The organism is Pontibacter sp. HJ8, from assembly GCF_054824225.1.
In genome coordinates this window covers 1-14,600 of sequence record NZ_JSYF01000164.1, presented here as the reverse complement: position 1 = coordinate 14,600, position 14,600 = coordinate 1, and the positions used below count along the sequence as shown (strand labels likewise).

Sequence of the window (14,600 nt, the reverse complement as noted above, 5' to 3'; positions counted from 1 at the left end):
AGAGGCAAATGGATACAGGCCAATATCAGGGTGTCGCTGGTAGTGGATGCAGGAAGGAGGTTGATATAGATCAGCGAAACCAGCATGACACCGCAGATCACTGCTATACTTCTGGGCTGCAGGTTGTTTTTCCATGCAAAGTAAGCTGTCAGGAGTGGCAGGAAGATGAAGCCAATATTCCGGGGGTAAAAGAACTCTTCCTCGATCCGGAACAGGACCGGTATTTTGGCAATAATACCGGCCGTTAAAGCAGTCATTAGCACAAACAGTAACTCCCGGGTGGTACCCCAGTTGATATCATCCGTTTCGTAATTCAGCCTTTCATTCCAGAAATCAGCGAGTGCATTGCCCTTCAATTCCTGATACATTGATGTGAATTCCCGTTTAAAAGGTGCTTTGTTGGTTCTGTATAACCGTTCGAGGTGACCGGGATCGTTCAGATGGGTTAGTATTTCGTTTTTCATGGCGGTTTTGATAGATCTGGAGAGAGTATAAACTGATCCTAAAGCGTTTTTAAGACTTGTATAGGTACAAATCGGATGTTGTCCTCACCGATAGCATCACAATTTGTCAATCATATCGCCCAGGTCGCTCACACCTAACGTGAACATGAAAAGGACTATGCCCAGCGCGATCTTGACTACAAGTGGAAACGAGAAGCCAAACTTCTTCCGGAGGTAGGCATTTGCCGGAGGCAAATAAACCAGCGATATAAGCAGGTAAGCAATTCCCGGTACGGGGTGCACCAGAAACATATTTAAGATGCCGACTGTCAGAACGACTAGACCAAAGATCCAACCGCTTAGATTCCAGATGTCTGGTGTGTTATGCTTTGCTGAATTGTATTCCATGACTTTATCGAATTTTGCTATATATTGAAATTTTTTTTCACTTTTCGTCCTTCAAGGCTTCACTGTCTAACTGCCGGCGAAGGGTGATCCGAAAATACCGACTGCCAGTTCTGCCCAGATGAGAAAGAGCGCTATCAGAATAAGTGCGAGGATGCCGATCCGGTAGTCCATATTCTTCACCTTCCGCATGACCAGCTCACACAGGAGACCAGTGCCTAAAAGCAGAACACCCATAACTATAAAGTCAAATAAACCCCAATTCACTTCATCCGTGAACTGCATGGCAATAAACGGAATGAGTAGTATGAACACTACTGTGAGGATAATGCCGATAAGTCTTCTGTTTTGCGTCATCATATTTTTTATTTTTTGAGTTGAAGTTTTGAAAAAATATTTAATCCTGAATCATTATACATCCATCAGCATAAGCTCGATCTTATCGAACAATTCGCCCACTCCCATGGCTGCCCAGATAATAAAGATGCCCACCAGGATTTTGATTACGCTCATTTTAGGGATGGTGAAACCAATTGTTTTTTGGAGTAGGGCATTAACTGGAAGAAAATAAAGGAGGGAAAGCAGTAAGATGAAAATGCCAAAACCGGGGTCGTTTCCCCAGAAGGTATTCACAAAGCCGATAGCGAAAAAAAGTATTCCAAACAACCAGCTGATGATGGTCAGAGCAGTAGAACCGTCGTTTTTCACCACTTCTCCCTGATATTCGTTTTTGTCCTGCATGATTTTATTTTTTAAAAAGTTAAAAGCAACAAATTCATTTCTGATCAATCCCACATAGTGCCGGCTAAGCCTAATACCGTACCGAGCCACAGCACGATGAGGAATACCACCACGCTTAAGCAGTAAGCCAAAGCGGTTCGCCAGCCGCCCTGGCCGCGCAGCGGATCCATGATATAATAAAACAGGCCACCCAGTGCACCGGCTGCCGGAACCACCAGCAGCGGCCGGATCCACCAAAGCGTTGGCCATTCCGGGGCAGGCTCTCCGGCCCCGATCAGGAAGAAGGAGATCAGGATCAAACCAATCCCCGCGCCCAACAGCATTCGTTTTCGTACCGAAGCTGTATGAATGGGCTGATTATGCAAGTCGCTTTTTTGTGTCATTGCCTTTTAGTATTACTTATTCTGTATTTGATTTTAATTTATGTTTAAAGTACTTTGAGTTACAAAGTGTAAGAATAAAAAAATTTAGCTTCCGTTCCGGTTGTTCAAAATCAGTTGCTCCAGGGCATCCAAATGGCTTTTAAAAGCTTCGCGGCCCCCATCGGTAGCCTGGTAGGTCGTGTTCGGCTTACGACCCACGAATTGTTTTTCCACGCGCAGGTATTCCGCCTCTTCCAGCGCACGCAGGTGGCTGGCCAGGTTGCCGTCCGTTAATTGCAGCGTTTCTTTCAGGGTGTTAAAATCTACTCTTTCTTCCACCATCAGTACCGACATAATGCCTAGCCGCGCCCTGCTTTCGAAGGCTTTATTTATATTTTCAAGGTAATCTTTCACCGGCCTGTTAGCGTTCGTATTTATAATACACCAGCACACCGTAAACTATGTGCAGCACCCCAAACCCCAGCGTCCAGGCTATTAAGCCATACCCTACAAAAAAGCTGGCTGCCAGACCAAGTATGATCTCGAACAGGCCCAGGTACCGGATGTCGCTGAGGGTATACTTGCTGGCGTTCAATAAACCACATCCATAAAATAGAAGCATGACAGGGGCCACCAGGTATAAGAGGTCATGGTAAATCAGTATGGCGCAAAATATCCCACCTGCCGCAACAGGTATAAACAGGTTGACCAACAGACGCTCTGTTTTGCTATCCCAAACACGGTGGCTGTTCTTTTTAGCGTTGCGTGCTGTAAAATAGGTAGCCGAACAGAAGGCAAGTATAAATACAAGCGCTGCTACTGCAACCAGAAACAAAAGATTGTTACTGGTCAGGTCGCTGCCCAGGGTTTGGCTATAGTTTATATTATGCTCTACCAGGTACCATTTTACAACCGCTGCTCCGATGAGCGCAGAAACGCCGGCCGCTACTCCCGAAAGTCCGCTTAGCGAAATAAACCGGGAAGAGCGATCCATGATGTTGCGGATCTCGTGTAGGGTGGCTAGCTGGTCTTGCTGTTGGTTCATAATAAAGTACTTTGTGTTTCAAAGTTAATGAAGGTATACGGAATGTCAAGAAATAGGTGTAAAATATTTTTTATAAGGAAAGTAACAGTCCGCATCGATCACCCGGGTAGAAGGATCCAGAAGAATTTCTAATCCCAGGAATTGAATTTGCCGGGCATTCGAATTAGACAGAGGGCAGCGGTCTGCTTTAGGATAAGGTATAGCACTGGCGTCAATTTCGCTCTAAACCGGCTGAAGGTTGTCGGTTGAAGCTTGCTTTGCTGCTTATCAAATTAGCTATAGAAGTTGACCCATTCAATCTGATTTCAGAAGTGCACCTTAATTGCATTTTAAGTGAAACTGAGAGCCTCATTATTAGCTGGCGAAGGGAAGGGGATTCGATCAATCAGGTATAGGTATGTGCTGAAAGAAGGTAACTAAAATATAGCTTGTTTTTAATATGATATAATTTTAAATTTGAGTGTTTAAACACAAGGTAAGTGTTTGTTTTGTAGCATGTTACCTTTTGTGTAAATTGTCGTAACAACGACCTAATCCAGGAGGTTTTAAGCGCCTTTTTCTTGTCCCATTCTGCGTGTTTGTGGTATTGATTATTGTAAAATTTATACTTACTTTTTCTGGTGTACTTTCCTTTTTGAGATGTAGTATTATTCGGTTATTCCATCATTCAAATACATCTCACCATAAACACTATTCTTAACATGAAAAACTTAAATTTAAGAGCAGGTAAATCTGCTTTTGCAGTAGCTGTTTTGTCCGCCCTCGTGCTGACAGGTTGCGAAAAAGAAACTCTTCCGGAGAGCGAAGGCTTCGTTGTATCACAGGAGACGCAGGCGGCTGCATCACGTGGCGGACAACACTTTGTGGCAAACGAAGTACTGGTGAAGTTCAAATCCGGAGTGGCTGCAAATGCCAGAGCGGCTGCTCTTGCCCGCATCAGTGGTACTGTCAAAGAAAAGATCCATACCAAAGCCATGGAAAGGTTCGGAGATAGAGAAGGCCTGGTGCTGGTACACACGCCCTTGGCTGCACTGGAAGCGATCGGCAAGCTGAAAGGTGCTGAAATTGAGTATGCAGAACCAAACTACATTTATCAGCACAACGCTACTTCCAACGATACCTATTATACCAATGGGTCCCTCTGGGGTATGTATGGAAGCTCCACTTCTCCTGCCAACCAGTATGGCAGCCAGGCAGGTGCGGCTTGGGCCAACAACCATACAGGTTCTTCTTCTGTGGTGATTGGTATCATAGATGAAGGCGTGATGCACAGCCACAGTGACCTGGCGGCCAATATCTGGAAAAACCCGGGAGAGGTAGCTGCTAATGGCGTGGACGATGACGGCAACGGTTACATCGACGACGTGTACGGCTGGGATTTTGACGGTAACAACAACTCTACTTTTGATGGATCGCAGGATGATCACGGTACCCACGTGGCCGGTACCATCGGGGGTGTGGGCGGAAACGGCACAGGGGTAGCCGGGGTAGCCTGGAATGTAAAAATGATCTCTGCCAAGTTCCTGGGCCGCAATGGCGGTACAACTGCCAATGCCATCAAGTCTGTAGACTATCTGACCGACCTGAAGTCGCGCCACAACCTGAACCTGGTAGCCTCCAATAATTCCTGGGGTGGCGGTGGCTTTTCGCAGGCTTTGTATGATGCGATCGAGCGTTCCAACCAGGCGAACATCCTGTTCATAGCAGCTGCAGGCAACGGCGGAAGCGACGGGGTTGGCGACAACAACGATTCTACTCCGCACTACCCATCCAGCTATGCTAATTCCAATATTATCGCGGTAGCTTCTATCACGAGCTCAGGTGCCCGTTCCGGCTTCTCTAACTACGGAGCTTCTTCTGTAGACATTGGTGCACCGGGTTCAGGCATTTACTCTACGTTGCCCTCCAAGAGTGGCACGGCCAGCTATGGCTCCTACAGTGGTACCTCTATGGCAACGCCACACGTAACGGGTGCTGCAGCGCTTTATGCTGCTTCCAATCCGTCCGCTAGTGCTGCTACGATCAAAAATGCGATCATGAGCAGTTCATTGCCTACTTCATCGCTGACCGGCAGATGTATTTCCGGCGGACGACTGAACGTGAGCAATTTCTAGAAACAGATATTTTTGCTAGTGTTAGAATAGAAAAGGCCGCTCATTCGAGCGGCCTTTTTTCATGCTACAGGTTTCAGGATGTTTTTCTTTTGATTCCCCGGGTAGGTGGGGCACTAAGCGGGTCTTCGGGCCAATGGTGTTTGGGGTAGCGGCCACGCAGGTCTTTGCGTACCTCAAAATAACCACTGCTCCAGAAACTGTGGAGATCGCGCGTCACCTGCACCGGCCGTGAAGCCGGGGAGAGCAGGTGGAGGAGGAGCGGCACTTTGCCATTGCCAATGCGAGGGGTCTCGAGCAGCCCAAACACCTCCTGTAAGCGTACCGCCAGGACCGGTACAGCCGGGTCGGTATAATCGAGCGCGATGCGCGAGCCGCTCGGTACATCCAAGTGGGTGGGCGCAAGCCGGTTCATCTCCTGTTGCTGCTCCCAGGAGAGGTTGGAAAGCAGGATATGGTTAAAATCAAGCCGCGCTACCTGATCCATACTTCGGAGTCCTGCCAAGTGGGGCAGTAACCATTCCTCCATGGTCGCAGCCAGCGCTTCATCTGATACATCAGGCCAGTTGCCGGGTTCCAGTTGGTAAAGAAAGGACATGCGCTGCCTGGTGCGGCGGGCTTCCTCTGACCAAGGCAGCCGCTCTATACCTTTCTCCTCAAGCGCCTGTAGCAGTGCAGCCGAAACCAGCTCCGGATCCGGTTTGCCAAGTGGTTTCTCTTCCAGCACCAGTGCGCCGATGCGGGTGATCTGCCGGGCCAGGACCCGTTCGGTCGCTGCATCCCAGCGCACTTCCTGCAGCTCCTCCAGCTGATCGCTGAAGTGCTTTAAAATCTCCTGTCTGGAGAGCGGTGCAGCCAGCAACACGCGTGCCTGGTTACTTATCTCGAGATGCGCTATACCATAAAAATCAGCTTCCCCAAACAGCTCGGTGGACAGAGTAGCTCTTTGTCCGGTGACCAGCCGAACCCGCCCGGAAGACTCCCGTTGTGCCAGCCGGTCGGGATAGGCAAGAGCTGTGAGTATACCTGCTGCATCGGGCTGAAGGATTCCTTTGGGTTCCCGTAAACGCTGGCGCAGATGTTGGGCCTGCTCCCGTACACGGCGTAGCGCATTTTCGTCCGTTGCAAAGCCTGGTGTAGGCGGGCGTTTGCCAGCGAGCATTTCGAGGCGCAGCATCAGGTCGGGCAGGGGATTGCTCCCGGGTACCTGTACCGGCCTGAGTATATCGCGTTCCGAAAGGAGAGCAGCCAGTGCGCAGGCACTCTCTGTAAGCCCCAGTTCACGGCCCCGGATCACGAGGTGCCCCAGGCGGGGCGTCAGGCCGATGGTCGCAATGGCTTTTCCGTGTGGGGTGGCATTGCCGGATGCGTCAATGGCCTCAAGGCGCAGCAGCAGGTCGCGGGCCAGCGCCATGGCTGCGGCAGGAGGGGTATCCAGCCATTGCAGCGCAGCAACATCTTTTATACCCCAAAGCGCCAGTTCCAGGGCCAGACCGCTCAGGTCCGCTTCACAGATTTCCGGGTCTTGGCGGTCCGGGAGTTGCAGCTGATCGGCCGTAGACCAGAGCCTGTAGCAGATCCCCGGGCCCAGTCTGCCGGCCCGGCCACGGCGCTGGTCTGCTGCTGCCCTGGAAACAGGTATAGTAGCCAGCGTGGTAAGGCCGGTGCGGGGAACAAACCTGGGTACCCGCGCATAGCCGCCATCCACTACTATTTTGACCCCTTCTATGGTTAAACTTGTTTCGGCAATACTGGTGGCCAGCACCACTTTCCGCTGCCCGGCAGGCGCAGGCTGTATCGCGGCCAGTTGTTTGGATAAGGCCAGGTCGCCGTGCAGCAGGTGCAGCACGGTAGCGGGTGGTAACCGGTCTTCCAGTTGCTGGGCTACTTTTCGCATTTCACCCATACCGGGCAGAAAAACCAACACATCGCCCTCCGCCTCTTTTGCCAGCGCCTGCCGGATGGCCTTCGGGACCAGGTTGGTGAGCCGCTCGCCCGGACGATTACCGGCTGAAGCAACCTCCGTAGGGGAAAGGTAATGCGTCTCCACCGGGTACTGACGGCCTTCGCTCCGGATAACGGGTGCCTGCAGCCAGTTGCCGACGGTAGTGGCATCCAATGTAGCACTCATGACCAGCAAACGCAGATCAGGGCGCAGGACGGCCTGGGCATCCAGGGCCAGGGCCAGCCCGAGATCGGCCTGCAGGCTTCGCTCATGAAACTCATCAAAAATGACACAAGCAATACCTTCGAGTGCCGGATCTTCCTGCAGCATGCGGGTGAGGATACCTTCTGTCACGACTTCCACACGTGTCTTGGCAGATACGACGTGTTCCATCCGTACCCAGTACCCTACTGTCTGCCCCAGCGGTTCTCCCAGCAGGTCTGCCATGCGTTGTGCCGCTGCACGTGTAGCAAGGCGCCGGGGTTCCAGTACGAGTATCTTGCCATCCTGCCGCCAGTCAGCCTCGAGCAGAGCCAAGGGTACGAGCGTGGTTTTTCCCGCACCGGGAGGCGCCTCCAGCACAGTTCTTGTGTTTGCGGAGAGTGCCTGCATGAGCCGTGGAATCGCTTCTTTAACAGGAAGATCAGGTAAACTGGAAAGTAAGGTAGCGGAAGACATATACCCGCAATTTCAGAATTCTTTCGGAATTAATCGATGTTCAATCGTTTGGAGTGGTCAATCCCACGAAACCTTTTTAAGTGGACTTGTCTGGAAATGTTTCAGGGCCGAAAGCATCCGGGTGCAGTGCTAAATGGGTAGTGTCCTGTCGTCTGGCAGGAGGGTGCCGGCGGCCAGATTCCGCCTGAATTCTCACACGCGCGGGACGCGAGCGAGGGCAGAAGTTGCTTGAACTAAGAACTGCTAATATATACTTTCCGGAAAATGATTTATGAGTAGAAACGGGATATTATGCTATTTCAAAAGAAGAATTAAAATTCCAAACCTTCAATTCTCTTCTTTGATCGTTTCGAAATACTGCAGGGCTTCGGTGTTGCCGACGTTGGCGGCCATTTCCTGGGCGGTCAGGCCGCGGCTGTCGCGGAGGTTTCTGTCGGCTCCTTTTTCCAGCATGAGTTTTACCATGCCATTCCTGCCGAACATGGTGGCAAACATGAGCGCTGTTCCACCACTGCCATTCTGGATGTTGAGGTCTGCGCCGTTCTCGAGCAGCAGGTGCGCAATGTCTTCGTAGCCATGGAAGCATATGCCCATCAGGGCAGTGTTGCCGGCAAAGTCCTGTGCATTGATGTCGGCTTTTGCCTCCAGCAATATTCTGGAAGCCTCCAGTTGGTCGTTATACGTGGCAATGATCAGGGGAGTAAAGCCCCGGGGACCGTGCTCGTTTACATCAACGCCCTCTTCAATGAGTTGTCGCAGCAACATAGTATTTCCCTTTCGGGCGGCATCAAAAAGGATGTCGATCGGATTGGTGGAGTGGAAAGTCATACCGGTATCGTTTAGCAGGATGATCGTTTAGCGTTTAATGCATACGTACGGTGATAAGTACCGGAGGGGCTATTTTAGCCGTCCAGGCACGCAGCTATACCTAAAAACACTTCCTCCAAGCAGCAAGCACTATTCACTTACCTGGTCAAAGAAGCGCACTTTCATGCTGCCGGGGACCAGTTTGAGTCCTTTCGGTATGCCCTGATGCGATTCCTTCATGTGCTCTTTGTACCAAACCCGGTAGCTTTCTTCGTCCGTCCAGGTGGTCATCACCCAGAACTCGTTGCCGTTTTCCTGGGGAGAAAAAACTTTCATCCCTAAAAAACCTTTTTCGCTGTCTACCATGTGTGGCCGGTTGCCGAAAGCTGTTCTTACTTCTGGTGCCATGTCGTTGGCCACTTCAAAGGTGCTGAGTGCTATGTACATACTGCTGTAAATCGATTCTTTTCCCTTCCTGGAAGGGTATGGTGTAAAATTAAATTTAAATGCCGGACGTGGCCCGCGCATGCTTACTGAAGCCGGTGACAGGTATACCGGGCTCCTCACCAGGTATACCTGTTTGCTCCCTTGCTTTGCCGGAGAGATCACTCTCCGGCGTTTTCCATCTTAAAGAAGAGTTTGAAGGTGGTTTCCTTATCCTCTTCGCTGTGTACCTCTATCTCGCCACCGGCATTGCTCATAATACGCTTCACAATGTACAAGCCCATACCCGTGCCTTCTACATGCGAGTGGAAGCGCTTGAACAAGGTAAACATCTTGGTCAGGTTTTCTTCACTGATACCCAGGCCATTGTCTTTGATGGTCAGTACAATGTTATTGCCTTCTATCGCTGACTTCAGAGAGACCTTTGGTTGCCTGTCCGGGGAGCTATACTTGATGGCATTGCTGATGAGGTTGTAGAAGATGCTGTACAGGTTCTTCCTGGAGAAATTGATCTGCGGAGCCTGCGAAAAATCTGTTTCTAGGATCGCCTTCTTTTTCGCGAACTCCTCTTCCAGGCTCAGGTATACCGTGTCGTATACCTGCTGCAGGCTCACCGATTCCGCTTCACCGTCCACATCGCGCTGCACCTTGGCAATATCGGTCAGGTCTTTGATCACGTTCTTAAAGCGCCAGATGGAGTTCTTGATCATATCGAACAGCGGCGCAGTCGGTTCGCCCGGCAATGGCTCCGAATTCTCTATCTGTTCCTCGAGCAGCAGCATCAGTCCTTCAATGTTGGCGATGGGCGATTTCAGGTCATGGGATGCCGTGTAGACGAATGTATCCAGGTCTTCGATTACCCGCAGCAGGTGTTCATTGGTCTGCTGCAGCTCTTCCTGGGCAGCCTTCAGATCCGACAGGTCCATGAAGGAGCCGAGGACCCGGAAAGGCATCTGGTACTCGTTGTACAGAATGTAGGCCCTGTTCGAGACATAGGTATAGGTGCCGTCTTTTTTCAGGAGACGGTATTCCCCGGACCATTGCTCCTTGCCATGATTGATGGCCTTGTTAACGCTGGAAACGACCTGTTCTTTGTCCTCCGGGTGCAGTTTGTCAAACCAGCTGTTTATACCTTCGCCCATCTGGTTTTCATCATAGCCGAGCATATTTTGCAGGCTATCGTTCCACCAGATCGTATTGGTGGCCAGGTCCCAGTCCCACACCACGTCGTTGGTCGCCATGGAAACGAGCCGGAAGCGTTCTTCGCTGGAAGCCAGTTCTCTGGTCCGGTTCTCCACTATTCTTTCCAGCTCGTTGTTGAGTCTGACCAGCTTTTCTTCAGCTTCCTTCAGGTCTTCGTAGGCCTTGAGTATCTTATCTTCGCTGTTTTTCTTTTCTGTGATATCGGCCATGGTCACGGTTAGGCCCTCCGACATTCTGACGGCCGCTATCTCATACCAGGCTTTCTCCCCGTTTATCTCCAGCCTTTGCTCCATGTGCAGTGGTTTGCCGGTTTCGACCACCTCGACATACTTTTTGAAGAGGCCGCTCTTGCGCAGGAAAGGCATCGTAGACATCACGCTGGTATGCAGGAGGTTGGCGCTGGTAGCACCGAATAATTCTTCTGTTTTGCTGTTGAGCAGGGTCCAGTTGAAATCCATTATTTCGTTGCGGTCATCGCGCACGGCCTGGAAGGCCATGATGCTGTGCAGGGAACTGTTGAGTACGCCCTGCACGACACTGCTCAGCGTTTTAAGGGTGGTTACATCGACAAAGCTGAGCACGACACCGTCTTTGTTCCCGTCGCGTTTCAGGTATGGGATGATGCGCATAAGAAAACAGCGGCCATCGTTTGTCTCTACTTCCTGCTCCACTTCCACCGATGTATTGTTCACCCGCTGAATATCCTCGGTGAGACGGGCGTATTTCAGGTTGTGGGAGATGTGATGGACCGGCCGGCCAATATCCGCACTCAGAATATTGATCAGGCCCTCTACGGACGGCGTATACTTGCGGATCGTCAGGTTATAATCGATGAAGAGCTGGCCGATGTTGGAGCTGCGGAAGAAGTTGTCGAGGTCTTCATTGAGCTCCTGCAGCTCTTTGATCTTGAGCTGGTGCTCGGAGTTGACGGTATGGAGTTCTTCGTTGAGCGACTGCATCTCTTCGTTGGAACTCTGCAGTTCTTCATTGGAAGACATGAGTTCCTCGTTGCTCGACTGCAGCTCCTCGTTGGCAGTGCTGAGATCCTGTACGGTCATCTGCAGGTTGTCGCGCGTCTCATTGAGTTCCATTTCCAGCATCGCAAGCTGCTGGAAATAGTCCGAATCAGAAACAACGGACAGATCCGACACTCTGGGAACAGGAGAAACCTGGCCCATTTCCTGCAGGAGCACCAGGATGACCTTGGGCTGCCCTTTTTCGATGATGACAGGGCGTATGGACACATGGATCATCTTTTCCTGTTTCCCGAACTTCACCGCAACCTGCCGCGCGACGACATTGCGGTTCTGTTTGAGGGCTTTGCGGATGCCGACACTCAGCGTCACCGCCAGTTCTTCGGGCACCATCTTGATCAGGTTGAAGTGCAGGCGCCTATCCGGAAATTTGAGAAAGCGATTGATGTCGCCTATGCCGTGCAGCAGCTGGTACGATTCGTCCACATACAGGCCGGTCACTTTGAAGTCCTCGGCCAGGGCATCCATGAAGGTATCGTTGTAGCGGTTCAGTTGGTTGGCTTTGTACTGGCTCGCCTGGCTGATCTGGGTGAGGCCGGATGCATAATCAGTGATCCCGTATTTCTGCTGCATGCCCCGGCTTTCCTTGATCTTGCGGAACAGCTTCCATTTGCGGTCTTCCTCCTCAAAGTATTCTTTCAGTTCGCCTATGTGCTCGCTCGGTCCCAACATCAGGTAGCCCTTCGGATTGAGGGCATAGGGGAAGAGGGAGAGCACCTTATGCTGCAGGACAGGGTTGAGGTAGATGAGCATGTTGCGGCAGGTGATCAGGTCGATCTTGCTGAAAGGCGGATCTTTCTGCAGGTCGTGCTGGGCAAAGATCACCAGCTTCCGTATCTCATCATTTACCAGGTATTTGTTTCCGCTTTGAAGGAAAAAGCGGTCCAGGCGTTCCGGTGTCAGGTATTTGGCAATAGAAGCCTGATAGAGCCCTTTGGAAGCCTGGCGCAGGGCCCGCTGGTCTATGTCCGTGGCAAAGAGCTTCACATCCGGAGTGCGTCCCAGTTTGTCAAATGCTTCAAAGAACAGCATGGCCAGGGAATACACTTCTTCACCGGTGCTGCAGGCGGCCACCCATACCTTCACCGTTTCGTCCTTTTCCTTGCTGGCTATTATCTCCGGGATCACCTGAAGTTCGAGCAGCCGGAATGCCTCAGGATCCCGGAAAAAACTGGTCACATTGATAAAGAACTCCTGGCAAAGCAGTTTGATCTCAGCCGGATTTTCATGCAGAAAGGTCAGGTACTCTTTTGTGGTATCCACCTTCAGGTGATCCATCCGTTTTTGTATCCGGCGCCGGATCGTGCCCTGCTTGTAATTGGTGAAATCAGTCTGGGTATGGGTACAAACCAGGTCCAGTATTTCCTGCAGAATGCTTTCTTCTTCTTCAGGATTATGCATTCCGTCCTCCTCCAGCAGAGACTTCAGCAAAGGCGTTCTGCGCGTATACTCAATGATCTCATCCGACATCAGGTCTGCCGGAAGCACAAAATCCACATTGCCAGTGTCGATGGCGCTGCGGGGCATGCCGTCGAACTTGGCTGTGGCCGGATCTTGTACCACCACCAGGCCGCCGGCCTGTTTGATCGCCCGGACCCCTTTGCTGCCATCCGTACCGGTACCGGATAGGACGATACCGATGCCGTACTGTCCGCGGTCTTTCGCCAGCGACTCAAAGAAGACATCGATGGCAAAGTTCGGCTCGCGGTTGCGTGGTTTCTCGGAAAGGCGCAGCCGGCCGTTCAGGATAGTAAGTTGTTTGCCGCTGGGCAGTACATACACGCAGTTGGGCCGGGTGAACATATTGTCCTCGGCCTCCTGCACCTGCATGCGGGTATGCTTGGTGAGCAACTCGGCCATCAGGCTTTTGTGATCAGGGGACAGGTGCTGTATGATCACAAATGAAAAGCTCGAGTTACTCGGAAAATGGTCAAATAGCTTGTGAATGGCCTCCAATCCGCCCGCAGATGCGCCGATACCTACCAGATAGTGGTCAGCGAGCCTGGTCGATGATTTGATTTTGGGTGCCTTTATGGGTGATTGCGACATGCGTGGTGTTCGGGAACTTTACTGATAATAATCTTAATACTTCTTTCTGATAATCTTCTCCAGCACAGCGCTTCGTAGCGCCTCGGCTGCTTCCACTTCTTCTTCGTGCCAGGGCAGCGAAGTATGCTTAACGGTTTCCTGGTAAGTTGCAAAGGAATTCCGGGGGTGATAGTTCTTTCCATTGGGCTCTATCTGGATGGCATTGTTCGGGTCGCCGCCCCAGTTTACGGTTTGAAGCACTTCCTCCCGGAAGCCGAGGATATACTCTCCCTGCTCCGAATTGATGGCCAGGGCGATCAGGCCGCTGGCCACGTCTTTGTAGTCTTTGCTGTGCTGGTAGTGCCGGGGCAGGGTATTCGTAACAAAAAGTCCTTCCGTTTTGTTGCGCCGTAGCCAGGATACCAGCTCTTTGATTTCCTGTTTGCTGGGTGGATTGCCGCTTGTATGCACCCCATCATACACAATGGCTGCGCCCGTGAGGTTGAGAAGTTCCTGTAATTTGGTTGGGCCGTTCAGCAAGCTATCTTCAAAACTGCTGCTGTTGTAGAGCTGCTCGAGGAGACGGGCATGTACACCGCGCAGCTGCGCCTGCAGCGTAATGGTCTTTTCTTTTTCTTTAGCGGCCAGTTGGGCCGAAATGATCGTGTTGAGCAGCTCCATCGCCGTACGCGTCTCGTAAGCGGGATACTTGGCCGTTTTATGGTGGCAGGAGATGAGTCCCCACAACTGGTTTTCGATAATGATGGGCAGCGACATCGAAGCCGTAATGTTGAGGTTGGCCAGGTATTCCAGGTGCACGACCGCGACGCTGCGCAGGTTGCAGTCCGACAGGTCGGTGAAGCGTTGCGTGAGCGGATTGACGATCGGGATCAGGCGTACGGGCTGATAATTCCGGGTAGGGATGAGGCGGTAGGGATTTTTGAAGTACAGGTCCCGTGCCTGCTTGGGTACATCCGATGCAGGGAAGCGGAGGCCCATGTAGTCGCTCATATCTGCCTCTCTGGCCTGCCCGATCACGGTGCCGTTCCACTGCGGATCAAACTGGTAGACCAGTACGCGGTCAAATCCGGTGAATTTTTTGAGTTCCTGGGCTGCAATTCGTGCGATCTCCTCGGTTGTTTCTGCCTGTTTGAGCAAAGACGTAATGTATCGGATCTGCTGGTAAAAGCCAACGAACGTTTGCTGTGCGGCATCCTTGTTTTCTTCCAGTTCCAGCAGGATATAACTTTCCTGGGGGTGAATCAGGGCCGTGAAAGAGATCTCCTTTCCCTGAATCTGAAAAGGGAGTGTGAACGGGATCTTATCCTGGCTATACTGGTCGTTGAATTTCTGA

Annotated in this window: 12 protein-coding genes and 1 pseudogene; 1 reads left to right on the top strand and 12 read right to left on the bottom strand. The window is 51.4% G+C overall.

Features of this window, described 5'->3' with window-relative positions; translation table 11 throughout:
• The 7 genes and pseudogenes from OB13_RS08475 to OB13_RS08445 all read right to left on the bottom strand — a co-directional run.
• Positions 1–464, bottom strand: a pseudogene (locus OB13_RS08475) (hypothetical protein); the annotation flags it as partial.
• A 96-nt stretch (positions 465–560) separates the two neighbouring features.
• Positions 561–851 carry a hypothetical protein gene (locus OB13_RS08470; RefSeq protein ID WP_461489726.1) on the bottom strand — a complete coding sequence of 97 codons (291 nt, stop codon included), beginning with the start codon at positions 849–851 and terminating at the stop codon, positions 561–563.
• Between the two features lie 66 nt (positions 852–917).
• Positions 918–1,208 (bottom strand): hypothetical protein, encoded by a 291-nt coding sequence (locus OB13_RS08465; RefSeq protein ID WP_461489725.1) that lies wholly within the window; start codon positions 1,206–1,208, stop codon positions 918–920.
• Between the two features lie 51 nt (positions 1,209–1,259).
• Entirely contained in the window at positions 1,260–1,643 is a 384-nt protein-coding gene (locus tag OB13_RS08460; protein ID WP_461489724.1) for a hypothetical protein, read from the bottom strand.
• Entirely contained in the window at positions 1,634–1,972 is a 339-nt protein-coding gene (locus OB13_RS08455) for a potassium transporter KefB (protein WP_461489723.1), read from the bottom strand. Before OB13_RS08455 ends, OB13_RS08460 begins: the two co-directional genes overlap by 10 nt.
• 84 nt (positions 1,973–2,056) lie before the next feature.
• Positions 2,057–2,365 carry a winged helix-turn-helix domain-containing protein gene (locus OB13_RS08450; RefSeq protein WP_461489722.1) on the bottom strand — a complete coding sequence of 103 codons (309 nt, stop codon included), beginning with the start codon at positions 2,363–2,365 and terminating at the stop codon, positions 2,057–2,059.
• Positions 2,366–2,372: 7 nt separating this feature from the next.
• On the bottom strand, positions 2,373–2,996 hold the full coding sequence (locus OB13_RS08445) for a hypothetical protein (protein WP_461489721.1): 624 nt from the start codon (positions 2,994–2,996) through the stop codon (positions 2,373–2,375).
• A 701-nt stretch (positions 2,997–3,697) separates the two neighbouring features.
• Here OB13_RS08445 and OB13_RS08440 point away from each other — a divergent pair.
• On the top strand, positions 3,698–5,110 hold the full coding sequence (locus tag OB13_RS08440) for a S8 family peptidase (RefSeq protein WP_461489720.1): 1,413 nt from the start codon (positions 3,698–3,700) through the stop codon (positions 5,108–5,110).
• A 73-nt stretch (positions 5,111–5,183) separates the two neighbouring features.
• Here the strand turns inward: OB13_RS08440 and hrpB are convergent, their stop codons facing one another.
• The 5 genes from hrpB to OB13_RS08415 form a co-directional block, all read right to left on the bottom strand.
• Positions 5,184–7,730 carry an ATP-dependent helicase HrpB gene (hrpB, locus tag OB13_RS08435; protein ID WP_461489719.1) on the bottom strand — a complete coding sequence of 849 codons (2,547 nt, stop codon included), beginning with the start codon at positions 7,728–7,730 and terminating at the stop codon, positions 5,184–5,186.
• Between the two features lie 327 nt (positions 7,731–8,057).
• Positions 8,058–8,576 (bottom strand): ankyrin repeat domain-containing protein, encoded by a 519-nt coding sequence (locus OB13_RS08430; RefSeq protein WP_461489727.1) that lies wholly within the window; start codon positions 8,574–8,576, stop codon positions 8,058–8,060.
• A 111-nt stretch (positions 8,577–8,687) separates the two neighbouring features.
• Entirely contained in the window at positions 8,688–9,146 is a 459-nt protein-coding gene (locus OB13_RS08425; RefSeq protein ID WP_461489718.1) for an antibiotic biosynthesis monooxygenase family protein, read from the bottom strand.
• Positions 9,143–13,267, bottom strand: coding sequence for a chemotaxis protein CheB (locus OB13_RS08420; RefSeq protein ID WP_461489717.1), 4,125 nt, complete (start codon positions 13,265–13,267; stop codon positions 9,143–9,145). The genes OB13_RS08425 and OB13_RS08420 overlap by 4 nt, the downstream gene beginning before the upstream one ends.
• 33 nt (positions 13,268–13,300) lie before the next feature.
• Positions 13,301–14,600: GAF domain-containing protein (locus OB13_RS08415; RefSeq protein WP_461489716.1), on the bottom strand; the 1,300-nt coding region annotated here is incomplete at its 5' end.

Coding starts and splice junctions, on each gene's coding strand:
- OB13_RS08470 (WP_461489726.1), bottom strand. CDS start 851: ATGGAATACAATTCAGCAAAGCATAACACACCAGACATCTGGAATCTA.
- OB13_RS08465 (WP_461489725.1), bottom strand. CDS start 1,208: ATGATGACGCAAAACAGAAGACTTATCGGCATTATCCTCACAGTAGTG.
- OB13_RS08455 (WP_461489723.1), bottom strand. CDS start 1,972: ATGACACAAAAAAGCGACTTGCATAATCAGCCCATTCATACAGCTTCG.
- OB13_RS08445 (WP_461489721.1), bottom strand. CDS start 2,996: ATGAACCAACAGCAAGACCAGCTAGCCACCCTACACGAGATCCGCAAC.
- OB13_RS08440 (WP_461489720.1), top strand. CDS start 3,698: ATGAAAAACTTAAATTTAAGAGCAGGTAAATCTGCTTTTGCAGTAGCT.
- hrpB (WP_461489719.1), bottom strand. CDS start 7,730: ATGTCTTCCGCTACCTTACTTTCCAGTTTACCTGATCTTCCTGTTAAA.
- OB13_RS08420 (WP_461489717.1), bottom strand. CDS start 13,267: ATGTCGCAATCACCCATAAAGGCACCCAAAATCAAATCATCGACCAGG.